The sequence below is a fragment of the Roseburia amylophila genome, from assembly GCF_025567465.1.
GTDB lineage: Bacteria > Bacillota > Clostridia > Lachnospirales > Lachnospiraceae > Roseburia_C > Roseburia_C amylophila.
In genome coordinates this window covers 263,185-287,655 of the sequence record NZ_JAOQKI010000001.1, presented here as the reverse complement: position 1 = coordinate 287,655, position 24,471 = coordinate 263,185, and the positions used below count along the sequence as shown (strand labels likewise).

Genomic DNA, 24,471 nt, shown 5'->3' with positions numbered 1-24,471 from the left:
ATATTTTATAAATTTTTGTGGATTTATTTTTACTGTCGTTGTATAATAGACTAAGTTTGAGAAAAAATGAGACCGACGGCGCATTCACTGTCGGTCTATCTAAGTTTTAACCATATACACACATTTAAGGAGGAACTACCATGCCTGTAAAATACGTCTTTGTCACCGGTGGAGTTGTTTCCGGTCTCGGAAAAGGCATTACTGCTGCATCACTTGGCCGTCTGTTAAAAGCCAGAGGCTACAAGGTTACTATGCAGAAATTTGACCCGTATATCAATATTGACCCGGGTACCATGAACCCAATCCAGCACGGTGAAGTTTTCGTTACCGATGATGGAGCAGAAACCGACCTGGATTTAGGCCATTATGAACGTTTCATTGATGAAAGTCTTACCAAGAATTCTAACGTTACTACCGGAAAAGTTTACTGGTCTGTACTTCAGAAAGAACGCCGTGGAGACTTTGGTGGCGGTACTGTTCAGGTAATTCCACATATTACCAATGAAATCAAGAGCCGATTCTACCGTAACTTTACTTCCAATGATACCCATATTGCCATCATTGAAGTAGGTGGTACTGTCGGAGATATTGAAAGCCAGCCTTTCTTAGAGTCCATCAGACAGTTCCAGCATGAAGTCGGACATGAAAATGCAATTCTGATTCATGTAACACTGATTCCTTATATCAAGGCATCCGGTGAATTAAAGACCAAACCGACACAGTCCAGTGTAAAGGAATTACAGGGAATGGGTATCCAGCCGGATATTATCGTATGCCGTTCCGAGCATCCTTTAGACCAGGGCTTAAAAGATAAAATTGCTTTATTCTGTAATGTGCCAAATGACCATGTGCTGCAGAATCTGGACGTAGAATATCTCTACGAAGCACCACTTGCCATGGAAAAAGAAAATCTGGCAAAGGTTGCCTGCGATTCTCTTCATCTTCCATGTCCGGAGCCGGATTTAAAAGACTGGACCGATATGGTTGAAGCATTACGCAATCCGATTCAGGAAGTAAATATCTCCTTAGTCGGAAAATATACACAGCTTCATGATGCTTATATCTCTGTTGTAGAAGCATTAAAACATGGTGGAATTGCCGAGCGTGCAACCGTTAATTTAAACTGGGTAGATTCCGAATTATTAAATGATGAAAACGCAGAAGAAATTCTTGGTAATTCTGACGGAATTATTGTACCGGGTGGTTTCGGTGACCGTGGTGTAGAAGGAATGATTACTGCTGCAAAATATGCAAGAGAACATAAAATTCCATACCTTGGTCTCTGTCTTGGTATGCAGGTTGCTATCATTGAATATGCAAGACACGTCTGCAAACTCAATGACGCGCACAGCATCGAATTGGACCCGAATACCACACATCCTGTTATTGCTCTGATGCCGGATCAGGATGGCATTGAAGACATCGGTGGAACCTTACGTCTCGGTTCTTACCCATGTGTTCTGGATACTGCCTCCCTTGCTTATCAGGTTTACGGAGAAGAAACCATCCACGAAAGACATCGTCACAGATACGAAGTGAACAATGATTACCGTAACATTCTTACTGAAAACGGTATGAAGCTGTGTGGTCTTTCTCCGGATGGACGTATCGTAGAAATGGTAGAAATTCCTGGACACCCTTGGTTCGTTGCAACCCAGGCCCATCCAGAATTAAAATCCAGACCAAACCGTCCACATCCTTTATTCAAAGGCTTTATTAAAGCAGCAACTGAAATCAGAAAGCAGAAATAGACTTTATTTTAAAAACAGCCTGTGATTTTCATGATACATCATGAAAATCACAGGCTGTTTCTGTTTTACAAATATAACCAAAAATCAAAGCAGTACTGCTTACTTTCTTTCTCCGTCTAAGAAACGCATCTCGCCCTCTTCCCCTTCTTCCGGTTTTGAGAAGCCAATCATTCTGGCCTTTTCTCCATTTAAAAGACGCAGGCACTGTGGACAAAGTGTTCCAAAGGAAACTGGCTGTCCGCACCGGGAACAATAATTCGACATAATACCTGCTTTATCCTTTTCTTTATATTCAATTCTTCCCTCTTTAATCCACTGCTTTACCATCCGTACCGGAATATCAAAATACTCTGCCACCTGATATTCATTTACATCATTGTTTCGTACAAATTCCCGCACTTTATCAAAAAGAAGCAGTTCCTCACAGGCATAACAGTATTCCCTGTCTGACAAAGGCGGCAATGCCTTTCTGCACATCTTACAATACTTAACTTCTGTCTCCATTCTTCCCATCACCTGCTAACTGTATTTATTCTGTATCTTCTGAAGATATGTCACATATTTTTCTCTCATCTCTGCCGGCTCGATAATCTCAACCTTTTCTCCAAGGCCACAAAGCCAGCCGTAAAACTGTCCGCTGACTGCCACATGAAGTCTTGCTCTAAAATGCATATCATCTGCTTTTCTGACATTTACTTCCTGCCCAAACCGGTCAATCACCACGCCAATCATATCATTTTCACAAAGCAGTGTCACCGTTTCTTCCTCACCGGCAAACATACCAAAAGTTTTCTTTGAATAAGATGCAATATCAAAGGTTTCAAACTGCTTAAGACCTTCCCGTTTCTTTCTGGTCAGTGAAATCTTAAGCATCTTATCCACGCGGAAATGCTTGATAATCTTATCTTCCTCATCATATGCTATAAGATAATAATTCTCATCATCCCAGGAAAGCACCAGCGGACTCACCTCGTAAAATGCTCCGTCCCGTCGAAGCTCCATTTCTTTTTCGATATTCCACGAAAAATACTGGAAACGGATTTTTACATCTCCGGAAATTCCGTTGTAAATCATATCAATGTTATAATAAATATTCTCATTAATGGTCTTATTCCGGTTGGTTACCACTACCTGACGCTGAAGCTGTTTTGCCTCATAGACGCTGACCAGCTTCTCCAACTTATGTATCAGCTCTCTTGATTTCTTCTGTGTAATGAACTTCGATGACTGCACCGCATCCACCAAAAGTTTCAATTCTGCCAGTTCAAAATCACGGCTTCCGATATAATATCCGCCTCGGTACTCCTGTTCCCTTAAAATATCCACACCAAAGTCCTGCAGCATCTCCAAATCCCGATAAATACTTTTGCGTTCTGCCGAAATACCTTTCTGATTCAGATATGCTATAATATCCCTCATCCTGACAGCATGCTTCTCATCCGTCTGTTCATACAGCAGTTCTAATATATATAATATTTTCAGTTTCTGATGCTCTGTTTTTCCCATAATTCTAGTATAGCATAGGGCAAAACTTTGCGATACCTGTTTTTCAAATTTTCTGACATTTTCTCGTCACCCGCCTAAATTATGTTTTTCATTTTACTGTAAAAAAGGAATTGTCACCCATTCCAATTCATGTTATAATATGTATAAATAAAGATTGAATTACCAAGAGACGAGAGCAAGGTAAAGAAGAGCGAGAGTATCGCTTTTATTTATCTTGCTTTTTTTGTTGCCAGCAGAAAGGAGTTTTATATGTACGATATTGCAATTATTGGTGCCGGAGTCACCGGCTGTGCCATTGCCAGAGAGTTATCCCGCTATCAGGCAGGCATCTGTGTCATTGAACGGGAAGAGGATGTCTGCTGCGGAACCTCCAAAGCCAACAGTGCCATTATCCACGCCGGATTTGACGCAAAACCGGGCACGCTGAAAGCAAAGCTTAATGTAGAAGGAAATGCCATGATGGATACTCTCTCTAAGGATCTGGACATTCCTTTTGTACGAAACGGTTCTCTGGTGGTCTGCACCGATGAACAGGATGCCAGCGAATTGGAACGTCTTTTGGAACAGGGGAAAGGAAACGGGGTCAAAGACTTACGCATTCTTGACCGCGAAGCCTTACACACCATGGAACCAAATTTAGACGATCATGTCACAAATGCTCTCTACGCGCCCACAGGTGGTATCGTCTGTCCGTTTCATATGACAATTGCCTTCGCAGAAAATGCCGTTGCAAATGGCGTTGAATTCTTTTTAAATACTGCTGTAACTTCTATCACCAGCCTAGAAGATGGATACCTGATTTCCACTGATAAGCAGGATATCACCGCAAAAACTGTTATCAACGCTGCCGGTGTATATGCAGATGTTTTTCACAATATGGTAAGCAGCAAAAAACTTCACATTACCGCCCGGAAAGGTGAATACCAGCTTCTTGATAAATCTGCCGGAACTCATGTATCCCATACGATTTTCCAGCTACCGGGTAAAATGGGAAAGGGTGTCCTGGTTACTCCTACGGTTCACGGCAATCTTCTCGTTGGTCCGACCGCAGAGGATACCGATAACAAAGAAGGTATCAATACCACCAGAGAAGGACTTGCTTCTCTTTCCGAAAAAGCCTCTCACAGCGTTAAGAATCTTCCGATGCGTCAGGTCATTACTTCTTTTGCAGGACTTCGTGCCCATGAAGATAATGGCGACTTTATCATCGGCGAAGCAGCTGATGCTCCCGGCTTTTTTGATGCCGCTGGTATCGAATCTCCAGGACTTTCCTCTGCACCAGCCATTGGCGTCATGATGGCCAGACTGGTGCAGGATAAGATGCATTTAACCGAAAAAGAAAATTTCATTGCCACCCGCAAAGGAATTTTAAGACCAGAAGAGCTTTCCTTAGAAGAAAGAAATGAACTGATCAAAAAGCAGCCTGCCTATGGAAACATTATCTGCCGCTGTGAAATGATTTCAGAAGGAGAAATTCTCGATGCTATTCACCGCCCGCTGGGTGCCCGCTCTTTAGATGCCATCAAGCGTCGTACCAGAGCAGGCATGGGACGCTGTCAGGCAGGTTTTTGTTCCCCGCGTACCATGGAAATTCTTTCCAGAGAAGTTCCTATGGAAATGACGGACATCAGCAAATGTGGTGGCTCTTCACAGTTTGTCTATGGATATAACAAAGAGATTCAGGAGGAAATGCCATGAAATCATATGATTTAGTAATCGTTGGCGGCGGTCCTGCAGGACTTGCAGCCGCTGTATCCGCAAAAGAAAATGGAATAAATGATATTCTCATTATTGAACGTGACAAAGAACTGGGCGGCATCTTAAACCAGTGCATACACAACGGTTTTGGCCTTCATACCTTTAAGGAAGAGCTGACCGGGCCGGAATATGCTTCCCGCTTTATTGAAAAAGTACTCGCTCTTGGCATCTCTTACAAATTAAACACTATGGTAATGGATATCTCCCATAAGAAAAAAATAACTGCCATGAACCGGAAAGATGGCATGTTTGAGATTCAGGCAAAAGCAATTATCCTTGCCATGGGCTGCAGGGAACGGAGCCGTGGTGCCCTTAATATTCCGGGCTATCGTCCGGCAGGTATCTACTCCGCCGGAACGGCACAGCGTCTTGTCAATATGGAAGGCTATATGCCGGGCAGGGAAGTCGTTATCTTAGGCTCCGGTGATATCGGTCTGATTATGGCACGCCGCATGACCTTAGAGGGCGCCAAAGTAAAAGTCGTAGCAGAACTGATGCCTTATTCCGGTGGTCTCAAGCGTAATATTGTTCAATGTCTGAATGACTTTGATATTCCGTTGAAATTAAGCCATACCGTTATTGATATTGAAGGAAAAGAGCGTGTCACCGGTGTTACCATTGCAGAAGTCGGCTCCGATGGAAGGCCAATTGCCGGTACAGAAGAATATTATTCCTGTGATACGCTCCTCTTATCCTGTGGTCTGATTCCGGAAAATGAATTAAGCCGCAGTGCCGGTGTCACTTTAAATCCGGTCACCTCCGGTCCTGTTGTAAATGACAGCTTAGAAACTAGTATTTCCGGTGTTTTTGCCTGTGGAAATGTCCTGCATGTCCATGACCTGGTGGATTATGTTTCTGAAGAAGCCGGTATCGCCGGAGCGAATGCTGCACAATATATTTTATCCGGCAACACTGCTGATGCATGTAATACCAGCAGCCAGCATTCCGATGCATCCGTTTCCGAATGCAGCCAGCCATCTGTCGAAATTATTCCAACCGGTGGCGTCCGCTATACCGTTCCAAAATACATCCGGCCGGAGGCTATGGCGGACAAAGTTACTGTCCGGTTCCGCGTGGGACAAATTTATAAAAACTGCGGAATTGCCACTTACTTCGGCAAAGAACGTATCAGCTTCCGGAAACGTCCGGTTATGGCTCCGGGCGAGATGGAATCCGTTGTCCTTACCAAAGAACAGCTTACCAACTGCCCTGATTTAGAGCAGATTACCATTTGTATAGAGGAGGCGTAAGAGGATGGAAAAACGTGAATTAACCTGTATCGGCTGCCCTTTAGGCTGCTCTATTACCGTAACCATGGAAAATGCAGAAATTCTTGATGTTACCGGCAACACCTGCAAACGCGGCGATGCTTATGCCCGTAAGGAAGTTACCCATCCAACCAGAATCGTAACTTCTACCGTCCGGGTATCCGGTGGCACGATTCCGATGGTGTCCTGCAAAACCAAAGAGGATATCCCAAAAGAAAAGATTTTTGCAATTATCAATGCTCTCTGTGGCGTCACTGTTCCTGCACCGGTTTCTATCGGAGATATTCTGGTTCAGGACGTTGCAGGTACCGGCGTGGATATTATTGCCACAAAAAATGTTCCTGCAAAATTATAATCTCATTGTTATCAAATGATTCACATCATTCTGATAAATATTTATTCCAGGGGAATAACTGTTTTGGTGCGCCAGTATCTGATTGAGGGGTCGGATGCTGGCGTACTTGTTTTTACATGCGTTCCGTATGTTCATAAAATTCCGCAAATTTATATTTTTTATCCTATAGTTTTCCTTTATCATTTCCGGAAATGACGGTATAATATTTATAAATACGAAAATACGATGCGTAGAAAGGCGGTTTTACTATGCTTTCAAATTGTAAAGATGCTATGGATAATTCTCCGATTATTGCAGCCATCAAGGATATGGCAGGATTGAAAAAATGTCTCACCTGCGACAGTCAGGTTATTTTTATCCTGTTTGGAGACATCTGCAATATTGCAGATATTGTAGATAAGGTCAAAGCTGCAGGGAAAACGGCTATGGTACATATCGATTTAATCAATGGCCTATCCGGAAAAGAGATTGCTGTGGATTTCATCCGCAAATACACCCACGCCGACGGAATTATCACTACAAAACCAGTCCTTATCAAACGAGCCCGGGAATTAGAGCTTTCCACGATTCTGCGATTCTTCGTCATTGATTCCATGGCTTATGACAGCATTGAAAAGCAGCTTCGTTCTGTAAAACCGGATTACATTGAAATCCTGCCGGCACTAATGCCTAAGGTTGTATCCCGCATATGCCGGCTTTCAAAAGTTCCGGTTATTACCGGCGGACTCATTTCCGATAAAGAAGATGTAGTTACCATGCTGAATGCCGGAGCAGTCTGCATCTCATCTACGAATCCGGATGTGTGGTTTTTGTAATATGATTTTCAATTTATTTTATACATTTTCTATTTGTAACGAATCAGGAGGTTTCCTATGACAGAATCAGAAAAAATGAAGCTGGGACTTTGGTATGATGCCAATTATGACCAGGAATTATCAGAAGAACGTGAGAAAGCCGAAGATTTATATTTCACTTTCAACCATACTGCACCAAAGGAAAAGGCGCTGCGGGAAGATATTCTTAAAAAACTGCTTCCAAAAATGGGTGAACGTGTTACCATTCTCTCCCCATTTTATACCGACTATGGTTATAACTGTAACATTGGCTCTGATTGCTTTATCAATCACAATGCCTATCTGATGGACTGTGCTCCGATCACTCTTGGCAGCCACTGTTTTATCGGCCCAAACTGCGGCATGTATACAGCCGTTCATGCTACCATTGCCGAAGAACGCAATCTTGGGTTGGAAAAGGCACTTCCGATTACTGTTGGCGATAACGTCTGGATGGGTGGTGATGTCACCATTCTTCCAGGTGTCACCATTGGTGGAAATACCATTATCGGTGCCGGAAGCGTCGTCACAAAGGATATTCCTTCCAATGTCGTTGCCGCCGGTAATCCATGCCGTGTTCTCCGTCCAATTACAGAGGCAGACCGCATTGCAAAGAAATAATAGGGGGAGTAAAAAATGACACCAACCGATAATGAATTTTATGAAGCGTACAAAAAGTCAGCCAGCTTTTGTGATGATCTGTATCAGAAAGAACGGGAGAAAAACTATAAAAGTGGTATTAAATATTATATTGAAGATATGGAGCATACTCCCTTTTCAGTTGCAAGAATGATTCCCAACTGGAATTCTGATTTAAAAAAGCTGAAATATCTGCTCTATCTCAGAAATCAGCTCAGCCATGATATCAATACATCTCCTGGTTCGCTCGCTACCTCAGATGATACTCTGTGGATTCAGTCCTTTTATCAGCGATTATTAAACCAGAGTGACCCTCTTGCCCTAAAACATCAGTTGCTTTCTCCTAACAGAAATACCAATACTCCTGCTAAAAGTGTCTCCACACCAAATCAGTCTATGCAACATAGAACAATGCCATATAACCCACTCTATGCCAATGAAGCTGATAGAGAACCACAAAACATGCATTTTCACTGGACATGGATTGTTATTGGGATTGTTATTGCATTCATTGTTCTATTTTTCATTTACCTTGGAGCTATAATTTAACTCCCTATTTCTGATTGTATTAATTTCTGTCCAATCATTTCAAATTCCTTTTCATCTTCATTCATTTTACTACACTTACTTTCTTATTCTTCTTATCAGCACGCCATTAGACAAAAGTGTGGAATCAATGTAGTGGCGGGCAAGCAGGATTTCTCCCTGCTGTTCTACTTCCACATCTTCCTCACAGCAATTGATGATTACTTCCACATAACAATCCGGAAAATCCACTTTCCGGAACTGGATAACACGCTTGTACTTGGCATAATCATTTGGGAAATGGAAATTGCGGCTTTTTAAAAGTGGTTCCTGCCTGCGCAGGTGAATCAGTGTTGCAATAATTTTACTGCGTTCAGCATATTTTCCAGCCTCAATGTCCTTCCAAGGCATACAACGTCTGCAATCCGGATCATAGCTTCCCTCCATTGCAATTTCCGTTCCGTAATAAATGCAAGGACTGCCCGGCATTGCAAATAATACTGCAATCTGCGCAAAATACTCATCCAGATTTTTCACATCCGAGCGGAGCCGCTTTGTATCATGAGAATCCAGAAGATTGAAAAGCACATCATTGGTCTGCTGCATATAGCTTGTATAGCAGCGGTTAATCGTATACTCAAAATCCTCATTGGTCAGGCTTTTATCTATCCAGAAATCCTTAATACTTTGTCCCAGTGGATAATTCATAACGGCATCAAATTCATCCCCGCGAAGCCACGGAAGTGCATTGTGCCAGATTTCTCCTAAAATATAAATGTCCGGGTTAATTTCCTTTACTCTGGCATGCAGCTCCTTACAGAATCGATGAGATACCTCATTTGCCACATCCAGACGGATTCCGTCAATACCATAATGCTCCACCCAGTTTGCACAGATATCGACAAAATATTTTCTGACCTCCGGATTATTGGTATTGATTTTCGGCATTCCATCATAAAAGGCAAAGGTATAAATCTGTTTTTTCTTTGCAGCTTTTCCATTCCGGTCAAATGGCCATTCATTTATCATAAACCAGTCATAATATTCTGATTCCGGTCCTTTTTCAAGGACATCCTGCCACGGTGCAAAATAATATCCGCAATGATTAAACACGCCATCTAACATTACACGGATGCCACGTTTATGTGCTTCTTCCACCAGATGAATCAATGTCTCTTCATCTCCGAACCGTGGGTCTATCTTTGTATAATCCGTCGTATCATACTTATGGTTGGATGGTGACTCATTGATTGGTGTCAGGTATAATCCATTGATTCCAAGATTCTGCAGGTAATCCAGCTTACTTGTGATTCCAGCCAGATCTCCGCCAAAGCATTCCTCATTTTTCACCCTGCCATGCTCACGCCACGGCACTACATCCTCCGGGTCAATGGAATGGTCGCCGTTACAGAAACGGTCCGGGAAAATCTGATACCATACGGTATCATTTACCCAGGCAGGTGTCCGTGGCACATCACATGGATTCATCCATGGAAATACAAAGCACTGGCGGCTTCTGCCTTCCAGATGCATCTGCTCATCACTGACAAATCCATCCTCAAAATAGAACCAGCTTTCATTTTCTGTCTGTAACTTAAAATAATATTTCAGACGTTTATACTCCGGTCGGACGGTTGTTGTCCACCAAATCTGATTTTTCAGACGCTTCTTATAAATGATTGCCTCTTCCGTTCCATCCCAATGCTCTCCGCCACCTAAGATACCAACAGCAAATGGGTCTCCTAATATGATGGATACCGATTGCACATCATATCCCGTCTTAATATTAATAATTAACTCCTCTTCATTCAGCGGATAACAATAATTGTCACTCGCCTGATGATAAACTGCATTAAAATCCATTTGTTTCCTCTTTCTCTTTGCGATATATTTGTCTTTAAATTATAACATATTTCTTTTCATTTCTCTTTATCATTTTTTCAAATACAGGTATAATAGTTACAAAGATTCAGAAAGGCGGTTATATTATGCTTTCCAACTGTAGAGACGCTATGGTACACATTGATTTAATTAACGGTCTTTCCGGGAAAGAGATTGCCGTGGATTTCATTTAGAAATTTACCCGGGCTGACGGTATTATCACTACCAAACCAGCTCTTATTAAACGAGCCAGGGAATTAGAACTTTCCACGATTCTGCGTTTCTTTGTCATCGATTCCATGGCTTACAGCAGCATCGAAAAGCAGCTTCGCTCTGTTAAACCGGATTACATCGAAATCCTGCCGGCACTGATGCCTAAGGTTGTATCCCGCATATGCCGGATTTCCAAAGTCCCTGTTATTAAGCGCGGTGAGATAAGAAAACAAGCAAAAACCCTTATATCATCGCGTTTTAAGGACAGCGGGCAAACAGGTTACAAGTGAATAACCAAGCAAAAGGGACGTTATCGAAAGATAGCGTCCCTTTCTGCATACTACGCCGCAGCTTCAAAGAAGTTGTGGCGTTTTTTTATGCCCGCAGGAAAGGAGGCGCAGCCGGAATGTATTTCACAAAGGGCAAGCAGCGGGCATTTGAACTGCTCATGCAGCAGAAGCCGGGATTTGACCGCTATCAATCCGGTTGTGCCGGAGATGATGAAGATTGCGGCACTTGCCGTTTCTACCGCCCACAATGGAAATATGAGTTTTGCGTTTTCAAAAAGTGTCCCTATTGCCCCGGCAAAAGGACGCGGAAAACGCCCGCCAGCATGGACAAATAGACGGGCAAAAGCCCTTGTGCCATGCGGCTTTGCAGACGCGAAAACGGCAAAGGGCATATTGCAATACCAAAACCGCCGAAAACGGCTTTCTAATTGTCCACGCAGATCAAGAGAGGAAGTGAGGAAAAATGGCAGTTTTCAGAGTGGAGCGAAATACGGGATATACCGTTATGAGCAACCACCACTTGCGCAACAAGGAATTGTCCTTAAAGGCAAAGGGCTTGTTGTCGCAAATGCTGTCTTTGCCGGAGGATTGGGATTATACCCTTGCGGGCTTATCCCATATCAACCGGGAGAAGATCGACGCAATCCGCGAAGCGGTAAAGGAACTCGAAAAAGCCGGATATATCGTGCGCAGCCGGGAACGCGACGAAAAGGGACGCTTGCGGGGCGCGGATTACGTCATATACGAGCAGCCGCAGCCGCGAGAGCCGGAAGCAGCTACCAGCGGCGGACAGCCGCCTATATTGGATTTACCTACATTGGAAAATCCAACATTGGATAATCCAACGTTGGAAAAACCTACGCAGGAAAAACCTACGTTGGAAAATCCAACGCAATTAAATAAAGATATATCAAGTAAAGAACAATCAATTACTGATTTATCAAGTACCCATTCCTTTCCATTCCATTCCCTAAATCCCTTGCCCTTCGAACAGGGCAAAGCGGCTACGCCGTCGGAAAGGAAAAGAACGGAAGCGAAAAGCAATAGCGCAGTAGAGATTTACAGGGAGATTATCAAGGACAATATCGAATACGACCATCTCATTCAAAACTGCAAAATTGACAAAGACCGCTTGGACGAGATTGTTGACCTTATGCTGGAAACCGTCTGCACAGCGCGAAAGACAATCCGTATTGCCGGGGACGACTACCCCGCCGAATTAGTGAAATCAAAGTTTTTGAAGCTGAACAGCAGCCATATTGAGTTCGTTTTGGATTGCATGAGGGAGAACACAACCAAAGTGCGCAACATCAAGCAGTATCTAAAAGCGGTGCTGTTCAACGCGCCGAGTACCATTGACAGCTACTATACCGCCCTTGTCAATCACGACTTATACGGCGGCGAATGAGCATAGCCGCACTTTACCGGGAAAGGAGTTGATACCTTGCAGGAAGAAGTAACCCAAAAAACGATTGCCCTATACGTCAAAGTGGGAAAAGGCGCGGCGCGGCTTACCGAACAGGCGTTGCAGAAAGCAATCCAAAAGTTTTTGGAGCAGAAAAGCAAGCCCGCACATGGGAAACAGACCATGCGGCAGCTTATGAAGCAGAACGCGGGCGTTTCCAACATCGAGATCACCGACAGCAATATTAAAGCCTTTGAGAGTACGGCGAAGAAATACAACATAGATTTTTCGCTGAAAAAGGTTAAGGGTGAACAGACCCGTTACCTTGTGTTTTTCAAAGGCCGGGACGCAGACGTTATGACCGCAGCGTTTCAAGAGTTTTCTGCAAAGAAGCTGAACCGGGATAAAAAGCCCTCTATCCGCAAAGCCCTTGCCGCTGCAAAGGACAAGGCGAAGCAGCTTAACGCCGCCCGCGACAAGGTAAAGAAAATGGACAGGGGGCGCGAGATATGAAGCAGATAAACTACAAAAAGCTGATACTTCCGAATATCCCCTATGTGTTCTTTGTCTATCTCTTTGATAAAGTCGGACAGGCGGTGCGGCTTGCCCCCGGCGCGGATATATCCGCAAAGATACTGAATATCACAAAAGGATTTTCCGCAGCCTTTGAAAACGCCTTGCCGAGCATTTACCCTCTGGATTTGCTTGTCGGCATTGTCGGCGCGGTGGTTATCCGCTTGATTGTCTATGTCAAAGGGAAAAACGCGAAGAAATACCGCAAGGGCGCGGAGTACGGCTCTGCCCGATGGGGCAACGCCGAAGATATAAAGCCCTACATAGACCCGGAGTTTCAAAACAACATCATTTTGACGCAGACGGAACGGCTTACCATGAACAGCCGCCCGAAGCAGCCGAAGTACGCGAGAAATAAGAACGTCGTCGTGATCGGCGGCAGCGGCAGCGGAAAAACAAGGTTTTTCGTCAAGCCTAATTTAATGCAGCTTCATTCCTCTTACGTCTTGACAGACCCGAAAGGTACGGTTTTGATTGAGTGCGGGAAGCTGCTGCAACGGGCAGGCTACCGCATTAAGGTATTGAATACGATTAACTTCAAAAAATCCATGCACTACAACCCCTTTGTGTATATCCGCAGCGAGAAAGATATTTTGAAGCTGGTAAATACGTTGATAGCGAATACCAAAGGTGAGGGCGAAAAAAGCGCAGAGGATTTTTGGGTAAAGGCAGAACGGCTTTTGTATTGCGCGTTGGTGGGCTACATCTGGTACGAAGCCCCCGCAGCGGAAAAGAACTTTATTACCCTGTTGGAACTTATCAACGCCAGCGAAGCCCGCGAGGACGACGAGGAATATCAAAGCCCCGTCGATCTGCTGTTTGCCGACTTGGAGGAACGCGACCCCGACCATTTCGCGGTGAAGCAGTACCGAAAGTACAAATTAGCGGCGGGTGTTGTATGCTCTAAAAGACTTCTTAATCAAGCGGTTGGGAAGTCTCTTAGAACACACAACCTAAAACCGAAGAAAGGAGCGCAAGTTATGAGAAAAAATGAGAAAATCACAGCTCTGTACGAACGACTGAGCCGTGATGACTTTGGCAAAGATGATGACCAACAGCGTGAGAGCAATTCCATATCCAATCAAAAGGCAATGTTGGAGGAGTTCGCCGCACGGCAGGGCTTTACAAACATTGTCCATTTCACGGACGATGGCATTAGTGGTACTTGCTTTGACCGTCCCGGATTTTTAGCAATGATGAAAGAAGTGGAAGCCGGGAATGTGGAGTATTTGTGCATCAAGGACATGAGCCGCATGGGTCGTGACTATCTGAAAGTCGGTCAGATTATGGAAATCCTGCGTCAGCGTGGCGTTCGCCTTATCGCCATCAATGACGGCGTGGACAGTGCCAGAGGGGACGATGATTTTACCCCTTTCCGCAACATTATGAACGAATACTACGCCAGAGACACCAGCCGTAAAATCCGTTCCACTTTCCAGTCCAAAGGCAAGTCCGGCAAGCACCTCACAGGCACGGTCATTTACGGCTATCTTTGGAACGAAGCCAGAGACCAATGGTTGGTTGACCCCGAAGCCGCCGAGGTGGTCAAGCGCATCTTTGCCATGACGATTGACGGCTACGGTCCGTATCAGATCGCCAGCAAGCTGAAAGAAGAAAAAGTCCTCATTCCGTCCGCTTACCTTGCCCGGCACGGCGAGGGCGTGAACAAAAATAAGACCTTCAAAGATGTGTACGGCTGGGGTTCTTCCACCATCTGCAACATTCTTGAAAAGCGTGAATATCTGGGACACACCATCAACTTCAAGACCCGAAAGCACTTCAAGGACAAGAAAAGCCATTATGTCCCGGAGGACGAATGGACAATTTTCGAGAATACCCATGAAGCTATCATTGACCAGCAGACCTTTGACCTTGTGCAGAAAATCCGTGGGAATGTCAGACGCTACCCGGACGGCTGGGGCGAAGCAGCTCCCCTCACAGGCTTGCTTTATTGTGCCGATTGCGGCGGCAAGATGTATGTCCACCGTACCAACAACGGCAAGCGTATTTCTCAATATACCTGTTCCCAATACAGCAAAGTCCCAGTTGGAAAGCTCTGCACGACACAGCACCGTATCAATGAAGATGTGGTACTGTCCCTTGTTTCCGAAATGCTCAAAGCTATTGCCGAGTATGCGAAGCATGACAGAGCCGAGTTTGTCCGAGTGGTGCAGGAAGCGCAGTCCAGCCAGCAGACGGCAGAGGTCAAGAAACAGCGGACACGCCTTGCCACCGCAAAGCAGAGAGTTTCCGAGCTGGAAGTCCTGCTCTGCAAAATCTATGAGGACAACATTTTAGGAAAGCTGTCTGACAGCAGATATGCCACTCTGGACGCTCAATATGAAAAGGAGCAGACCGAGCTTACCGCTGAAATCTCTGTTCTGGAAAAGGCTATCAAGAGCTACGAGAAGCACGAAAAGGACGCTGACCGTTTTATCGCTCTGATTGACAAGTATGAGAACTTCGACAAGCTGACGATTGCCATGCTCAATGAGTTTATTGAGAAAATCCTTGTGCATGAGCGTGACCGCAAGGGCAGTATTCAGACCACACAGGAGGTCGAGATTTACTTCAATTTCGTGGGTCGTTTCGTTCCCCCTGCGTTTGGCGAAGTGGAGCTTACCCCGGAGGAATTAGAGGAAATCCGCAAGCGTGAGGAACGCAAGGACAGGCTCCACCAGAACTACTTGAAGCGGAAAGCCAATGGTAAACAGAAAGAGTATGAGGAGCGCACGAAAGCCAAGAAAAAAGCGGAGATTGAAGCCAGAAAACAGGCAATCCGCACCGAGGATATTGCCAGAGGGGTATTTATCCCGGTGAGCAGTTTGCCGCAGCTGGGACCGAGAAAGGGAGCGTGATTTTATGAAAGAGTTGAAACCGAGAATCCATGAGAACGGTATGGACTATGTGTTGGTGGGCGACTACTATGTGCCGGACTTGAAGCTGCCGGAGGAACGCCGACCTATTGGGCATTGGGGACGCTTGCACCAGTCCTATCTGAAATTGCACCGTCCCATGCTTTACAACGAGCTAATTTTGTCCGGCAGGCTCCACACCGTCGTTGCCGATCTGAACGAGCAGGCGGCAGACAGGCTGGACTTGATTATCCGGCAGATGATGAAAGCCGAGGGCGTGACCGAAGCCATGAAAGCGGAAAATCAGATGTTATGGGTGCAGTCAATGAACTCCATCCGCTGCCGGGCAGAGGAAATCATCAAGACGGAACTAATCTACTGTTGAGAGAGGTAAAGCTATGATTTTGGAAGCCATGTATAATGGGGAGTTTTATCCCTGCGAGACAGTTGTACCTACATCACCGGAATACCGAAAGGCAGTCATAGCCTGTGAAAAGCTCATGGAGCAGTTGTCCCAGCGGCTCAGCAAAGAGGACTATGAGCTGGTGCAGGAACTCCGGGCGCAGACAGCAATCGCCCAATGTGAAGAAAGTGAAAGTCACTTCAAGTATGGCTTTTCCGCTGGGCTGATGTTCAGCAGGAAGCCCATGAACAAGTGCAGCAGAAGAAAGAAAAATAGATGAAGAAAGCCGCCTGAGCAGAAAGAAACTGTTCGGGCGGTTTCAGCATTCGCCAGTAGATTTATTCACACTCTTGTGATAAAATTTACTACAATAAAGAGCATGATAGCACTAATTTTATGGGGGGATGCTTAATGAATAGAATTTTGAAAAAATTTTTACAGCGGGGTGTCGATTTAAGTCCTGTGGGAGTTGAACTCCGTGAGGATAATACAAATTATTTTTGTACCCCAAAAGGGGCATCGGTTTTTGGATGGGCAGGGATAGATGGTATCCACTTCTGTTTCATTCGTGGATTTGGAGAGATGGTTTTCTCTGTCAGCCCCATGAATACTTCTCCTGATTATGTTCATCCAGTAGCTGAAAATTTTACCGACTTTCTGCGGCTTATACTGGCTTGTGGTGATGTGGCGGCAGTGGAACAAGCGTGGATGTGGAACGAAGCACAGTTTGAAGCCTTTCTCAATGAAAACCCTACAACCCAGGAACAACAGCAAACTTTATCGGAAATTTCAGAGAAGATGAATTTGTTGCCTATGGAACAACCGTGGACATATATCAAAAACCTGCAATCTTCCTTTGATTACAGTCAGATTAAATACACAGAAGATTATTACGATAATGATATGACTTCAGAGGCAGAATTGGTTGCCCCTGAATGGAAGGTCTACTTTGATGGAGATTTCTGGGGACATCGAGGTAAAGACCGTGCCGGAAAAGAGATCAAGCTGGATAAACAATTCGATTGGGCTGGATATCATTGGGTAATTCCGGCTGCTTATTCATGTAGCAAAGGACTTGTCGTTGATTTTTGTATGCGAGTTGATTCAGAAAGCATCCGTGACTTCATGAAAAAATGGAATCTGGACTGGGAAAATGACTCATGTGAAAATTTTACCCGTGAGCAACAGATGCAGATGGAATGGGAAAACCCACTTTGTTTTAACTTCAAACCTTGCTTGAAGTTAAACGAGAAAATATTACAGACAACCCATGGCTGCGCTGTGAGCTTTAATCCTTGTCTGCCAGATGGCGTTATCAATGAGTTGGAAGCAAAATGGGCAATCGACCATTATGGGCTGGATAGTACTTATGGCTGGGTCATATGCAGAGACGTATTTCCTTGGGGAACCAAGCATCACCCTGAAATCAATAAACTTTTTCTTACAATGGAGCAGCAACCAGGACAAGTTCCAGGCTCACATTTCAAAGTTCACGCACCCGGAGATTCATTTATGTTTTCCCATCCTGTTAGCGGAATAACCCATACACTGACCGTGCAGGAAATAGAACAGCAGACAGTTCCTCAAAATAGTTTTGGTTCTGATCGCTGGATTTATCCGACACATTATATTGCCATGAGTTATACACTTACCCCTGAACCGATGGAGAACATTTCGGTTTTTGACTGTGATGAAGGCGATAGACCGATAGAAGTTACACCAGACGATCATTCGTTCCGTCCAGTTGGCAGTAGTTCCTGTTTTGTTGTTGGTGTTATTGGTGGTGCAGATGGTCCGACAGCAGTTATATATGGAACAAATTCACAAGAAAAACTTCATGCTGCTTGTTCTGCTCTGCACTTTGAACCGGTTGGTGATGATGTCGAGTGGCGTATCGTGTTCAATGTTACGCAGTTTGACAAAGAAACATTCCCAATTATCTAAAAATACCCTTAGAACTCTAAGGGCGCACTTCTATACTCTCCTATCGAGAGTAGTGCGTCCTGCGGAGCTTCATTCCCGGTCAGCAGAAGAAAACTGCATGACCGAGAATGTTGCGTCACTTCGTTCCGTCAAGGTGGCTACACCCCCTTGCGCCGCTAATGCGGCTATCCCCTGTGGACTTGCCGTCCGCAAACAGCATAAAATGCTGTTCGCCGCCAGCAAGTTTGAAAGCGACTAAAATGAATTTTATGGAACAAACAAATCGGGACTTACGGGAGGAAAATCGATGGAGCATCATGATATAACGATTTAACATATTTTGGAGGCGTAATGATGACAAGAAAAGAAGTAGAAAGAATTGTTGGGATTTTTAAAAATCATGGTATAGACAAAGAAACAGGGAAAAGAGTGAAAGAAAATGTTATACATGATTTTTTTGACGAAATAGACGATTTGATGGGATATGAAGGAGCTTCTGAAGTTATATTTGTACCGGAAGAGTATGGTCTTGACAAAGAAGCAACAATTCAAGAAATTGTAGATTATATATTGGAAAATCAAAACATCGGGTGAAAAGAAAAATATTGTGGTCAAATATGGATATGATTTCAAACATTGGGACTGACACAAATACATATTTATCGAGTTGCCTTTATAAAGAACTGTAAAGGAGAGATATTGTGGCTGTTGATAACGCAAGTCAGATTGACGCAATTGCAAACGATAAAGAAAATGCTTGTTTGGTACTCCTTATTACCGACCATTTGAATTGGGACAATGAGTTTGAACACTTGAAGATTTTACAAGATAAAATCAATGCGTATGTGGCTTTTATCGAAAGCAAACAGTACGATGAAATATACCCCAATGCTGATTTTAAGATGGCTATGATAGAAATCCATTTCAAGTATGACATAACAGATAGCTGCCAGAAATTTTTGCAAGTAGCTCAAGATCAATTAGGTCAGATAGGGATAAAAATCAAGGCACAGATTAGTTAACATTTTCCAGTTTGCCGAACTGAACACAAAAACCGAATACCAAAAATCAGACCGTTGACTGGTCGCACTATGCGAAAAGTTGACGGTCTTTTTTTATCCCCATTTTTCAAAAAAGGAGGTCAATCACAATGACAAAACCGAAAACCCTCGACCAGCTCCAAGCCGAAAAGGAGCAAGCCGAGACGCAGCTTGCACAGGAACAGCACAAGCTGGAGCGTCTGGAGAACAGAAAGAAGTATCTGGAGAAAGGCGAAAGGCAGAAACGCACCCATCGTCTTTGCAATCTGGGCGGCACGATTGAGAGCCTTGCCCCGGTGGTCAAAGATCTCACACGCACCGAAATGACAGAGCTGATGGAACACATCTTTTCCCTGTCCGAAGTCCAGCGAGCCGTCCGTCACATGGCGATTACCCATATCAGCCAAGCGAACAGAGAAAAGGAGTTGAAAGCCGATGGCACTATTTCATCTGAGCGTCACGCAGACTAAGCGAAGCGCAGGACAGTCCGCTATTGCTTCTGCCGCCTACCGTGCCGGGGAGCGATTGTATAGCGAGTATTACGGCGAATACAGCGACTACACCCGCAAGGGCGGCGTGATCTGCTCCGATATTCTCCTGCCGTCCCATGCTCCCCCGGAATTTGCAGACCGTCAGACCTTGTGGAATGCCGTGGAAAAAGCCGAGCGTGGAAAGAACGCCCAGCTTGCATACAGCTTTGACATTGCCTTGCAGAATGAATTTTCCCTTGAGGAAAACATCGCTCTTGCAAGGCAATTTTTGTTGGAGAACTTTGTGAGCCGGGGCATGGTGGTTGACTTCGCCGTACACCAGCCAGACCGTGAGGACGGCGGCATACCCAATCCGCATTTTCATGTGCTTTGCCCCATCCGTCCCATCGAGCAGAACGGCAAATGGGGACTAAAGCAACGCCGGGTGTACGAACTGGACGAGGACGGCAACCGTATCCGAGACCAGAACGGAGAGTTTGTTTTCAACGCCGTTCCCACTACCGACTGGGGCAGTCCCGAAACGCTGGAACATTGGCGTGAAGCATGGGCGGAGATGTGCAATGCCAAGTTTGCGGAAAAAGGTATTGATGTTCGTATCGACCACCGCAGCTATGAACGGCAAGGCGTGGATTTACTTCCCACTATCCATGAAGGCGCAACCGTCCGGGCAATGGAGAAGAAAGGCATACGCACCGAAAAGGGCGAGTTCAACCGCTGGATCAAGGCAACCAATGCCGTTATCCGGGACATCAAGAAGAAAATCGCTCTCCTGTTCGATTGGATTGCCGAAGCAAAAGCGGAGATTGCCAAGCCGCAGGCACCCGACCTTGTTTCTCTGCTGAACGCCTATTACACCAGCCGCAGAGCCGGGGCATATTCGCAGAAAGGCAAGGTCAGCAACCTAAAGGAGATGAACGAGACTTTCAATTATCTCCGGGCAAACGGCATTTACTCCCTTGAAGATTTGGAACACCGTGTCAGCGAACACAGTGCTGCCACAGAGAGCTTGAAGAAAACGCTGGACGAACAGACCGCCCGAATGAAAGCAATTAAGCAGCTCTATGACAGCTCCGCTGCTTTCCAGAGCTTGAAGCCTGTCTATGACGGCTTGCAGAAAATCAAGTTTGAGAAGCCCAGAGCCAAGTACAAGGCAGAGCATGAAGCGGAACTGAAACAGTTCTACGCCGCCAGACGAAAGCTGACCGGGGAGTTCCCAGACGGTAAAGTGGATGTGAAAAAGCTGTCCGCAGAGTATGACGAGTTGGAACAGGCACATGACACCACCTACGGCGAGTTTAAGACCGTCAGAGACGATTTACACCGTCTTTGGAAGGTCAGGTCATGCGTAGATACTGCCGCCCGATTTAACGAGCGTACAGAGGAACAAAAGCTCCAAAATCGACCCCAAACACGACACAAAAAGGAGGATATATCCCTATGAATTATCACGATTGGAAAAGCGAGAAAAACCCCGTCCGCAGAATGGCGAAACGCCTGTTAAGCGGAGACCCCTTGACCGATGGCAGACCTCTTTCCGACCTTATCGAGCTGGACGAGCGCACCCGAAAGGAGCTTGCCTTTGAAGCCACCCTTACCGACCAGCAGATTGAAATGTTGCAGGAATTAGGCTATCTGCCGTCCCCAAATGACAATGAGTAAAGGAGGACACCCCATGCAGTACACCCAAGCACAGATTGACCGGGCAAACGCCGTCAGTCTGGAAGATTTTCTCCGTACACAGGGAGAGACGCTTATCAAAAGCGGACGGGAATACCGCTGGAAAGAACATGACAGCCTGACCGTTCGGGGAAACAAGTGGTTTCGCCACAGCCAGAGCAAGGGCGGCTATCCCATTGATTTCGTCATGGAGTTTTACGGCAAGTCCTTTCCCGAAGCAGTCCAGCTCTTAACCGGCGAAAGCGCCGAGGGACAGACCGAAGCCACCACAGCACCGCCCACAGCGTTTCACTTGCCCTTGCACAACCGAACAGCCGATAGAGCAATTCAATATCTTTGCGAAAGCCGAGGTCTCAACAAAACGCTTGTTGAGGCTTTTCTTCTTTCCGGGGATATTTACGAGGACGCAAAGCGGCACAATGTTGTCTTTGTTGGCAGAGACCGAAGCGGTACGCCAAGATACGCCCATGTGCGAGGAACGGCAGACCCATTCAGACAGGATATTACCGGGTCTGACAAGTCCTATCCGTTCCGCTATGAGGGAAACGGCAACCAGCTTTTTGTTTTTGAAGCGCCGATTGACCTTTTGTCCTTTATCTGCCTTTATCCGCAGGATTGGCAGACAAGAAATTATCTTGCCCTGGGCGGCGTTTCGGGCAAAGCCCTTGACCGTTTTCTTTCTGAACGCAAGGACACCCGAAAAGTATTCCTCTGCCTTGACAGCGACACCGCAGGAGGTGAAGCCTGCTTCCGACTGGCGCAGGACATTCCCAGCGAGATCGCCGTCATTCGCCTTGTCCCGGCAAGGAAAGACTGGAACGATGTTCTCCGTCAGCAAGGGGACATTCCCAGCCGCAAATTCATAGCCGAGACAATCACGCTGCGAGAGCTGCCCACCGCCAAGCCTGTCCCAATGCTCCGTATGGCAGATGTGGAGCTGACGAGCGTGGATTGGCTATGGTTTCCGTATATCCCATTTGGAAAGCTGACCATCATACAGGGCAACCCCGGCGAGGGCAAGACCTACTTTGCTATGCGCCTTGCGGCGGCTTGCACCAATCGAAAGCCTTTACCCGGTATGGAGACACTTGAGCCTTTCAATATCATCTATCAGACCGCCGAGGACGGTCTGGGCGATACCGTTAAGCCCCGGCTGATGGAAGCGGACGCAGACCTTGAAAGAGTACTTGTCATTGACGATAGAGACACGCCGCTGACCCTTGCCGATGAGCGCATAGCAAGGGCAATCCGTGAGAACAACGCAAGGCTGGTTATCATTGACCCGGTGCAGGCGTTTCTGGGCGCAGATGTGGACATGAACCGGGCAAATGAAGTCCGTCCCATCTTCCGCAGTCTGGGAGACATTGCACAGGCTACCGGGTGCGCTATCGTGCTGATCGGACACCTCAACAAAGCCGCAGGAACGCAAAGCACCTACCGGGGATTGGGGTCTATCGACATTACGGCGGCAGTCCGCAGTCTGCTTTTTATCGGCAAGCTGAAGGACAGCCCCACAACGAGGGTGCTTATCCATGAGAAAAGCTCCCTTGCGCCGCCCGGACAGTCCCTTGCCTTTTCTCTGGGAGACGAGAAAGGCTTTGAATGGATAGGAGCTTATGACATTACCGCTGACGAGCTTCTTGCCGGGACAGACACCGCCAAGACCGAAAGCAAGACCGCACAGGCGCAAATGCTCATTCTGGAACTGCTGGCAGATGGAAAGCGTATGCCGAGCGCAGAGCTGGAAAAGGCAGTCAATGAGCGTGGGATTTCCTCACGCACCATGAGAACGGCAAAGAGCCGTATCGGGGACAGACTTGTGACCGAGAAAGACGGCACAGCATGGGTCTGCTATCTCCGAGATTGACAACAGGAACACGGCAAGCGTGGCAAAGACGGCAAGGTTTTTATAGATACCTTAATGTTGCCGCCTTGCCTTGTTCCCTCATACCGACACCGCCCGATGATGAACAGTCACCGGGCATTTTTCATTTACAGGAGGATTTTGAATGAACAATACCGCAACCAACACCGCCACTTGCCCGACTGTCAGAAAGCAGATCGGCAAGACAACCTATATCGTCCGTGTGCATTTCAGCCAGACCGCAAAAGAGACAATGGAGGACAAAATCAAGCGTCTGCTCCGTGAGGAAGTCCGCAAAATGTGACTTCTTTTTGAATTTGATGAAAAAGTCCTTGACTTTTCGTCTCTGGCAAGACAGCAAAATCAATCCTTATTTCTTGCGGTGCGCGGCTTGCCCCTTTCGATATAAAGGAACTCCGCGATCTCATGTCCTACGACGAATTAGAACTTGATACGTTAGGCGACAGAAAGACCGCGCTTTTTCTCATAATGAGCGATACGGACAGCACGTTTAATTTTGTTATCGCTATGCTGCAATCGCAGCTTTTCAATTTGCTTTGCGACAAGGCCGACGATGAATACGGCGGCAAACTGCCCGTCCATGTGCGGTGCTTGTTAGACGAGTTTGCAAACATCGGGCAAATCCCGCAGTTTGAAAAATTGATTGCCACAATCCGCAGCCGGGAAATATCGGCTTCTATCATTCTGCAATCGCAGAGCCAGCTAAAAGCCATTTACAAGGACGCGGCAGAAATCATACTTGACAATGCCGACAGCACCTTGTTTTTGGGAGGGCGCGGGAAAAATGCAAAGGATATTTCGGAAAACTTGGGACGGGAAACAATCGACAGTTTCAACACTTCCGAAAATCGCGGCACGCAGGTTTCTCATGGCCTCAATTATCAAAAATTGGGAAAGGAGTTGATGACACAGGACGAAATCGCAGTTATGGACGGAGGAAAATGTATTTTGCAGTTGCGCGGCGTGCGCCCATTTTTCAGCGACAAATACGATATAACGCAGCACCCGAACTACAAGTACCTTTCCGACTTCGACAAGAAAAACGCTTTTGACGTTGAACGGTATATGTCCACCCGTCCGGCAATCGTAAAGCCCGACGAACCTTTTGACATATACGAAATAGATTTGTCCGACGAGGACGCAGCCGCCGAAACGTAACGGCGGCATTTTTATTTCCCACAACATTTTTTGAGCCGTTTT

Annotated in this window: 24 protein-coding genes and 2 pseudogenes; 22 read left to right on the top strand and 4 right to left on the bottom strand. The window is 45.9% G+C overall.

All coding sequences use genetic code 11. The annotated features are described in order from the left end of the window. Positions 1-140 precede the first annotated feature (140 nt). Positions 141-1,751: a CTP synthase gene (locus OCV43_RS01395; protein WP_117842220.1), complete on the top strand. Its 1,611-nt coding sequence runs from the start codon at positions 141-143 to the stop codon at positions 1,749-1,751. Positions 1,752-1,850: 99 nt separating this feature from the next. Here the strand turns inward: OCV43_RS01395 and OCV43_RS01390 are convergent, their stop codons facing one another. Together OCV43_RS01390 and OCV43_RS01385 are read right to left on the bottom strand one after the other, a co-directional pair. Further along, complete coding sequence (locus OCV43_RS01390) at positions 1,851-2,255, bottom strand: hypothetical protein (RefSeq protein WP_022243589.1); 405 nt, start codon at positions 2,253-2,255, stop codon at positions 1,851-1,853. 15 nt (positions 2,256-2,270) lie between these two features. Next, entirely contained in the window at positions 2,271-3,257 is a 987-nt protein-coding gene (locus tag OCV43_RS01385) for a helix-turn-helix transcriptional regulator (RefSeq protein ID WP_227701022.1), read from the bottom strand. A gap of 249 nt (positions 3,258-3,506) precedes the next feature. On the opposite strand from OCV43_RS01385, the gene OCV43_RS01380 reads away from it, so the two are divergent. The 6 genes from OCV43_RS01380 to OCV43_RS01355 all read left to right on the top strand — a co-directional run bounded on the left by OCV43_RS01380 (position 3,507) and on the right by OCV43_RS01355 (position 8,659). Then, positions 3,507-4,955: an NAD(P)/FAD-dependent oxidoreductase gene (locus OCV43_RS01380; RefSeq protein WP_262623211.1), complete on the top strand. Its 1,449-nt coding sequence runs from the start codon at positions 3,507-3,509 to the stop codon at positions 4,953-4,955. Further along, on the top strand, positions 4,952-6,265 hold the full coding sequence (locus OCV43_RS01375; protein ID WP_262623210.1) for an NAD(P)/FAD-dependent oxidoreductase: 1,314 nt from the start codon (positions 4,952-4,954) through the stop codon (positions 6,263-6,265). Before OCV43_RS01380 ends, OCV43_RS01375 begins: the two co-directional genes overlap by 4 nt. A gap of 4 nt (positions 6,266-6,269) precedes the next feature. Then, positions 6,270-6,638 carry a DUF1667 domain-containing protein gene (locus OCV43_RS01370; protein WP_262623209.1) on the top strand — a complete coding sequence of 123 codons (369 nt, stop codon included), beginning with the start codon at positions 6,270-6,272 and terminating at the stop codon, positions 6,636-6,638. Between the two features lie 248 nt (positions 6,639-6,886). Continuing rightward, complete coding sequence (locus OCV43_RS01365; RefSeq protein WP_262623208.1) at positions 6,887-7,453, top strand: glycerol-3-phosphate responsive antiterminator; 567 nt, start codon at positions 6,887-6,889, stop codon at positions 7,451-7,453. Between the two features lie 57 nt (positions 7,454-7,510). Then, entirely contained in the window at positions 7,511-8,092 is a 582-nt protein-coding gene (locus OCV43_RS01360) for a sugar O-acetyltransferase (RefSeq protein WP_262623207.1), read from the top strand. 15 nt (positions 8,093-8,107) lie between these two features. Beyond that, complete coding sequence (locus OCV43_RS01355) at positions 8,108-8,659, top strand: DUF6548 family protein (RefSeq protein ID WP_262623206.1); 552 nt, start codon at positions 8,108-8,110, stop codon at positions 8,657-8,659. 75 nt (positions 8,660-8,734) lie between these two features. On the opposite strand, the gene OCV43_RS01350 is transcribed toward OCV43_RS01355, so the two are convergent. Beyond that, positions 8,735-10,498, bottom strand: a complete 1,764-nt coding sequence (locus tag OCV43_RS01350; RefSeq protein WP_262623205.1) for a glycoside hydrolase family 13 protein — start codon at positions 10,496-10,498, stop codon at positions 8,735-8,737. Positions 10,499-10,560: 62 nt separating this feature from the next. On the opposite strand from OCV43_RS01350, the pseudogene OCV43_RS13960 reads away from it, so the two are divergent. Continuing rightward, positions 10,561-11,019, top strand: a pseudogene (locus tag OCV43_RS13960) (glycerol-3-phosphate responsive antiterminator); the annotation flags it as partial. Between the two features lie 50 nt (positions 11,020-11,069). Here OCV43_RS13960 and OCV43_RS13890 read toward each other — a convergent pair. Beyond that, the gene (locus tag OCV43_RS13890; protein WP_199679560.1) at positions 11,070-11,411 is read right to left on the bottom strand and encodes a hypothetical protein; all 342 of its coding nucleotides are present in this window, start codon (positions 11,409-11,411) and stop codon (positions 11,070-11,072) included. A 71-nt stretch (positions 11,412-11,482) separates the two neighbouring features. Here OCV43_RS13890 and OCV43_RS01335 point away from each other — a divergent pair, with 71 nt between their 5' ends. The 14 genes and pseudogenes from OCV43_RS01335 to OCV43_RS01270 form a co-directional block, all read left to right on the top strand. Beyond that, positions 11,483-12,427, top strand: coding sequence for a DUF6017 domain-containing protein (locus tag OCV43_RS01335; protein ID WP_118555767.1), 945 nt, complete (start codon positions 11,483-11,485; stop codon positions 12,425-12,427). A gap of 36 nt (positions 12,428-12,463) precedes the next feature. Further along, positions 12,464-12,937, top strand: a complete 474-nt coding sequence (locus tag OCV43_RS01330) for a PcfB family protein (RefSeq protein WP_118555766.1) — start codon at positions 12,464-12,466, stop codon at positions 12,935-12,937. Continuing rightward, the gene (locus tag OCV43_RS13955; protein WP_262623204.1) at positions 12,934-15,855 is read left to right on the top strand and encodes a DUF4368 domain-containing protein; all 2,922 of its coding nucleotides are present in this window, start codon (positions 12,934-12,936) and stop codon (positions 15,853-15,855) included. The genes OCV43_RS01330 and OCV43_RS13955 overlap by 4 nt, the downstream gene beginning before the upstream one ends. 4 nt (positions 15,856-15,859) lie before the next feature. Continuing rightward, complete coding sequence (locus OCV43_RS01320) at positions 15,860-16,237, top strand: TnpV protein (RefSeq protein ID WP_005944774.1); 378 nt, start codon at positions 15,860-15,862, stop codon at positions 16,235-16,237. Between the two features lie 13 nt (positions 16,238-16,250). Further along, the gene (locus OCV43_RS01315) at positions 16,251-16,535 is read left to right on the top strand and encodes a DUF6809 family protein (protein WP_005944778.1); all 285 of its coding nucleotides are present in this window, start codon (positions 16,251-16,253) and stop codon (positions 16,533-16,535) included. Between the two features lie 131 nt (positions 16,536-16,666). Continuing rightward, positions 16,667-18,199: a hypothetical protein gene (locus OCV43_RS01310; protein ID WP_015573038.1), complete on the top strand. Its 1,533-nt coding sequence runs from the start codon at positions 16,667-16,669 to the stop codon at positions 18,197-18,199. Between the two features lie 330 nt (positions 18,200-18,529). Next, positions 18,530-18,772: a hypothetical protein gene (locus OCV43_RS01305; protein ID WP_148447517.1), complete on the top strand. Its 243-nt coding sequence runs from the start codon at positions 18,530-18,532 to the stop codon at positions 18,770-18,772. 107 nt (positions 18,773-18,879) lie between these two features. Further along, entirely contained in the window at positions 18,880-19,200 is a 321-nt protein-coding gene (locus OCV43_RS01300; protein ID WP_055260677.1) for a DUF6572 domain-containing protein, read from the top strand. 128 nt (positions 19,201-19,328) lie between these two features. Beyond that, positions 19,329-19,688, top strand: coding sequence for a DUF3847 domain-containing protein (locus OCV43_RS01295; protein WP_055260675.1), 360 nt, complete (start codon positions 19,329-19,331; stop codon positions 19,686-19,688). Then, complete coding sequence (mobQ, locus tag OCV43_RS01290; RefSeq protein ID WP_262623203.1) at positions 19,654-21,150, top strand: MobQ family relaxase; 1,497 nt, start codon at positions 19,654-19,656, stop codon at positions 21,148-21,150. The genes OCV43_RS01295 and mobQ overlap by 35 nt, the downstream gene beginning before the upstream one ends. A 41-nt stretch (positions 21,151-21,191) precedes the next feature. Then, positions 21,192-21,368, top strand: a complete 177-nt coding sequence (locus OCV43_RS01285) for a hypothetical protein (protein WP_262623202.1) — start codon at positions 21,192-21,194, stop codon at positions 21,366-21,368. Positions 21,369-21,381: 13 nt separating this feature from the next. Beyond that, entirely contained in the window at positions 21,382-23,253 is a 1,872-nt protein-coding gene (locus OCV43_RS01280) for an AAA family ATPase (protein WP_262623201.1), read from the top strand. Positions 23,254-23,395: 142 nt separating this feature from the next. Then, complete coding sequence (locus tag OCV43_RS01275) at positions 23,396-23,554, top strand: transposon-encoded TnpW family protein (RefSeq protein ID WP_006428300.1); 159 nt, start codon at positions 23,396-23,398, stop codon at positions 23,552-23,554. A 32-nt stretch (positions 23,555-23,586) separates the two neighbouring features. Continuing rightward, positions 23,587-24,429, top strand: a pseudogene (locus tag OCV43_RS01270) (VirD4-like conjugal transfer protein, CD1115 family); the annotation flags it as partial. Positions 24,430-24,471 lie beyond the last annotated feature (42 nt).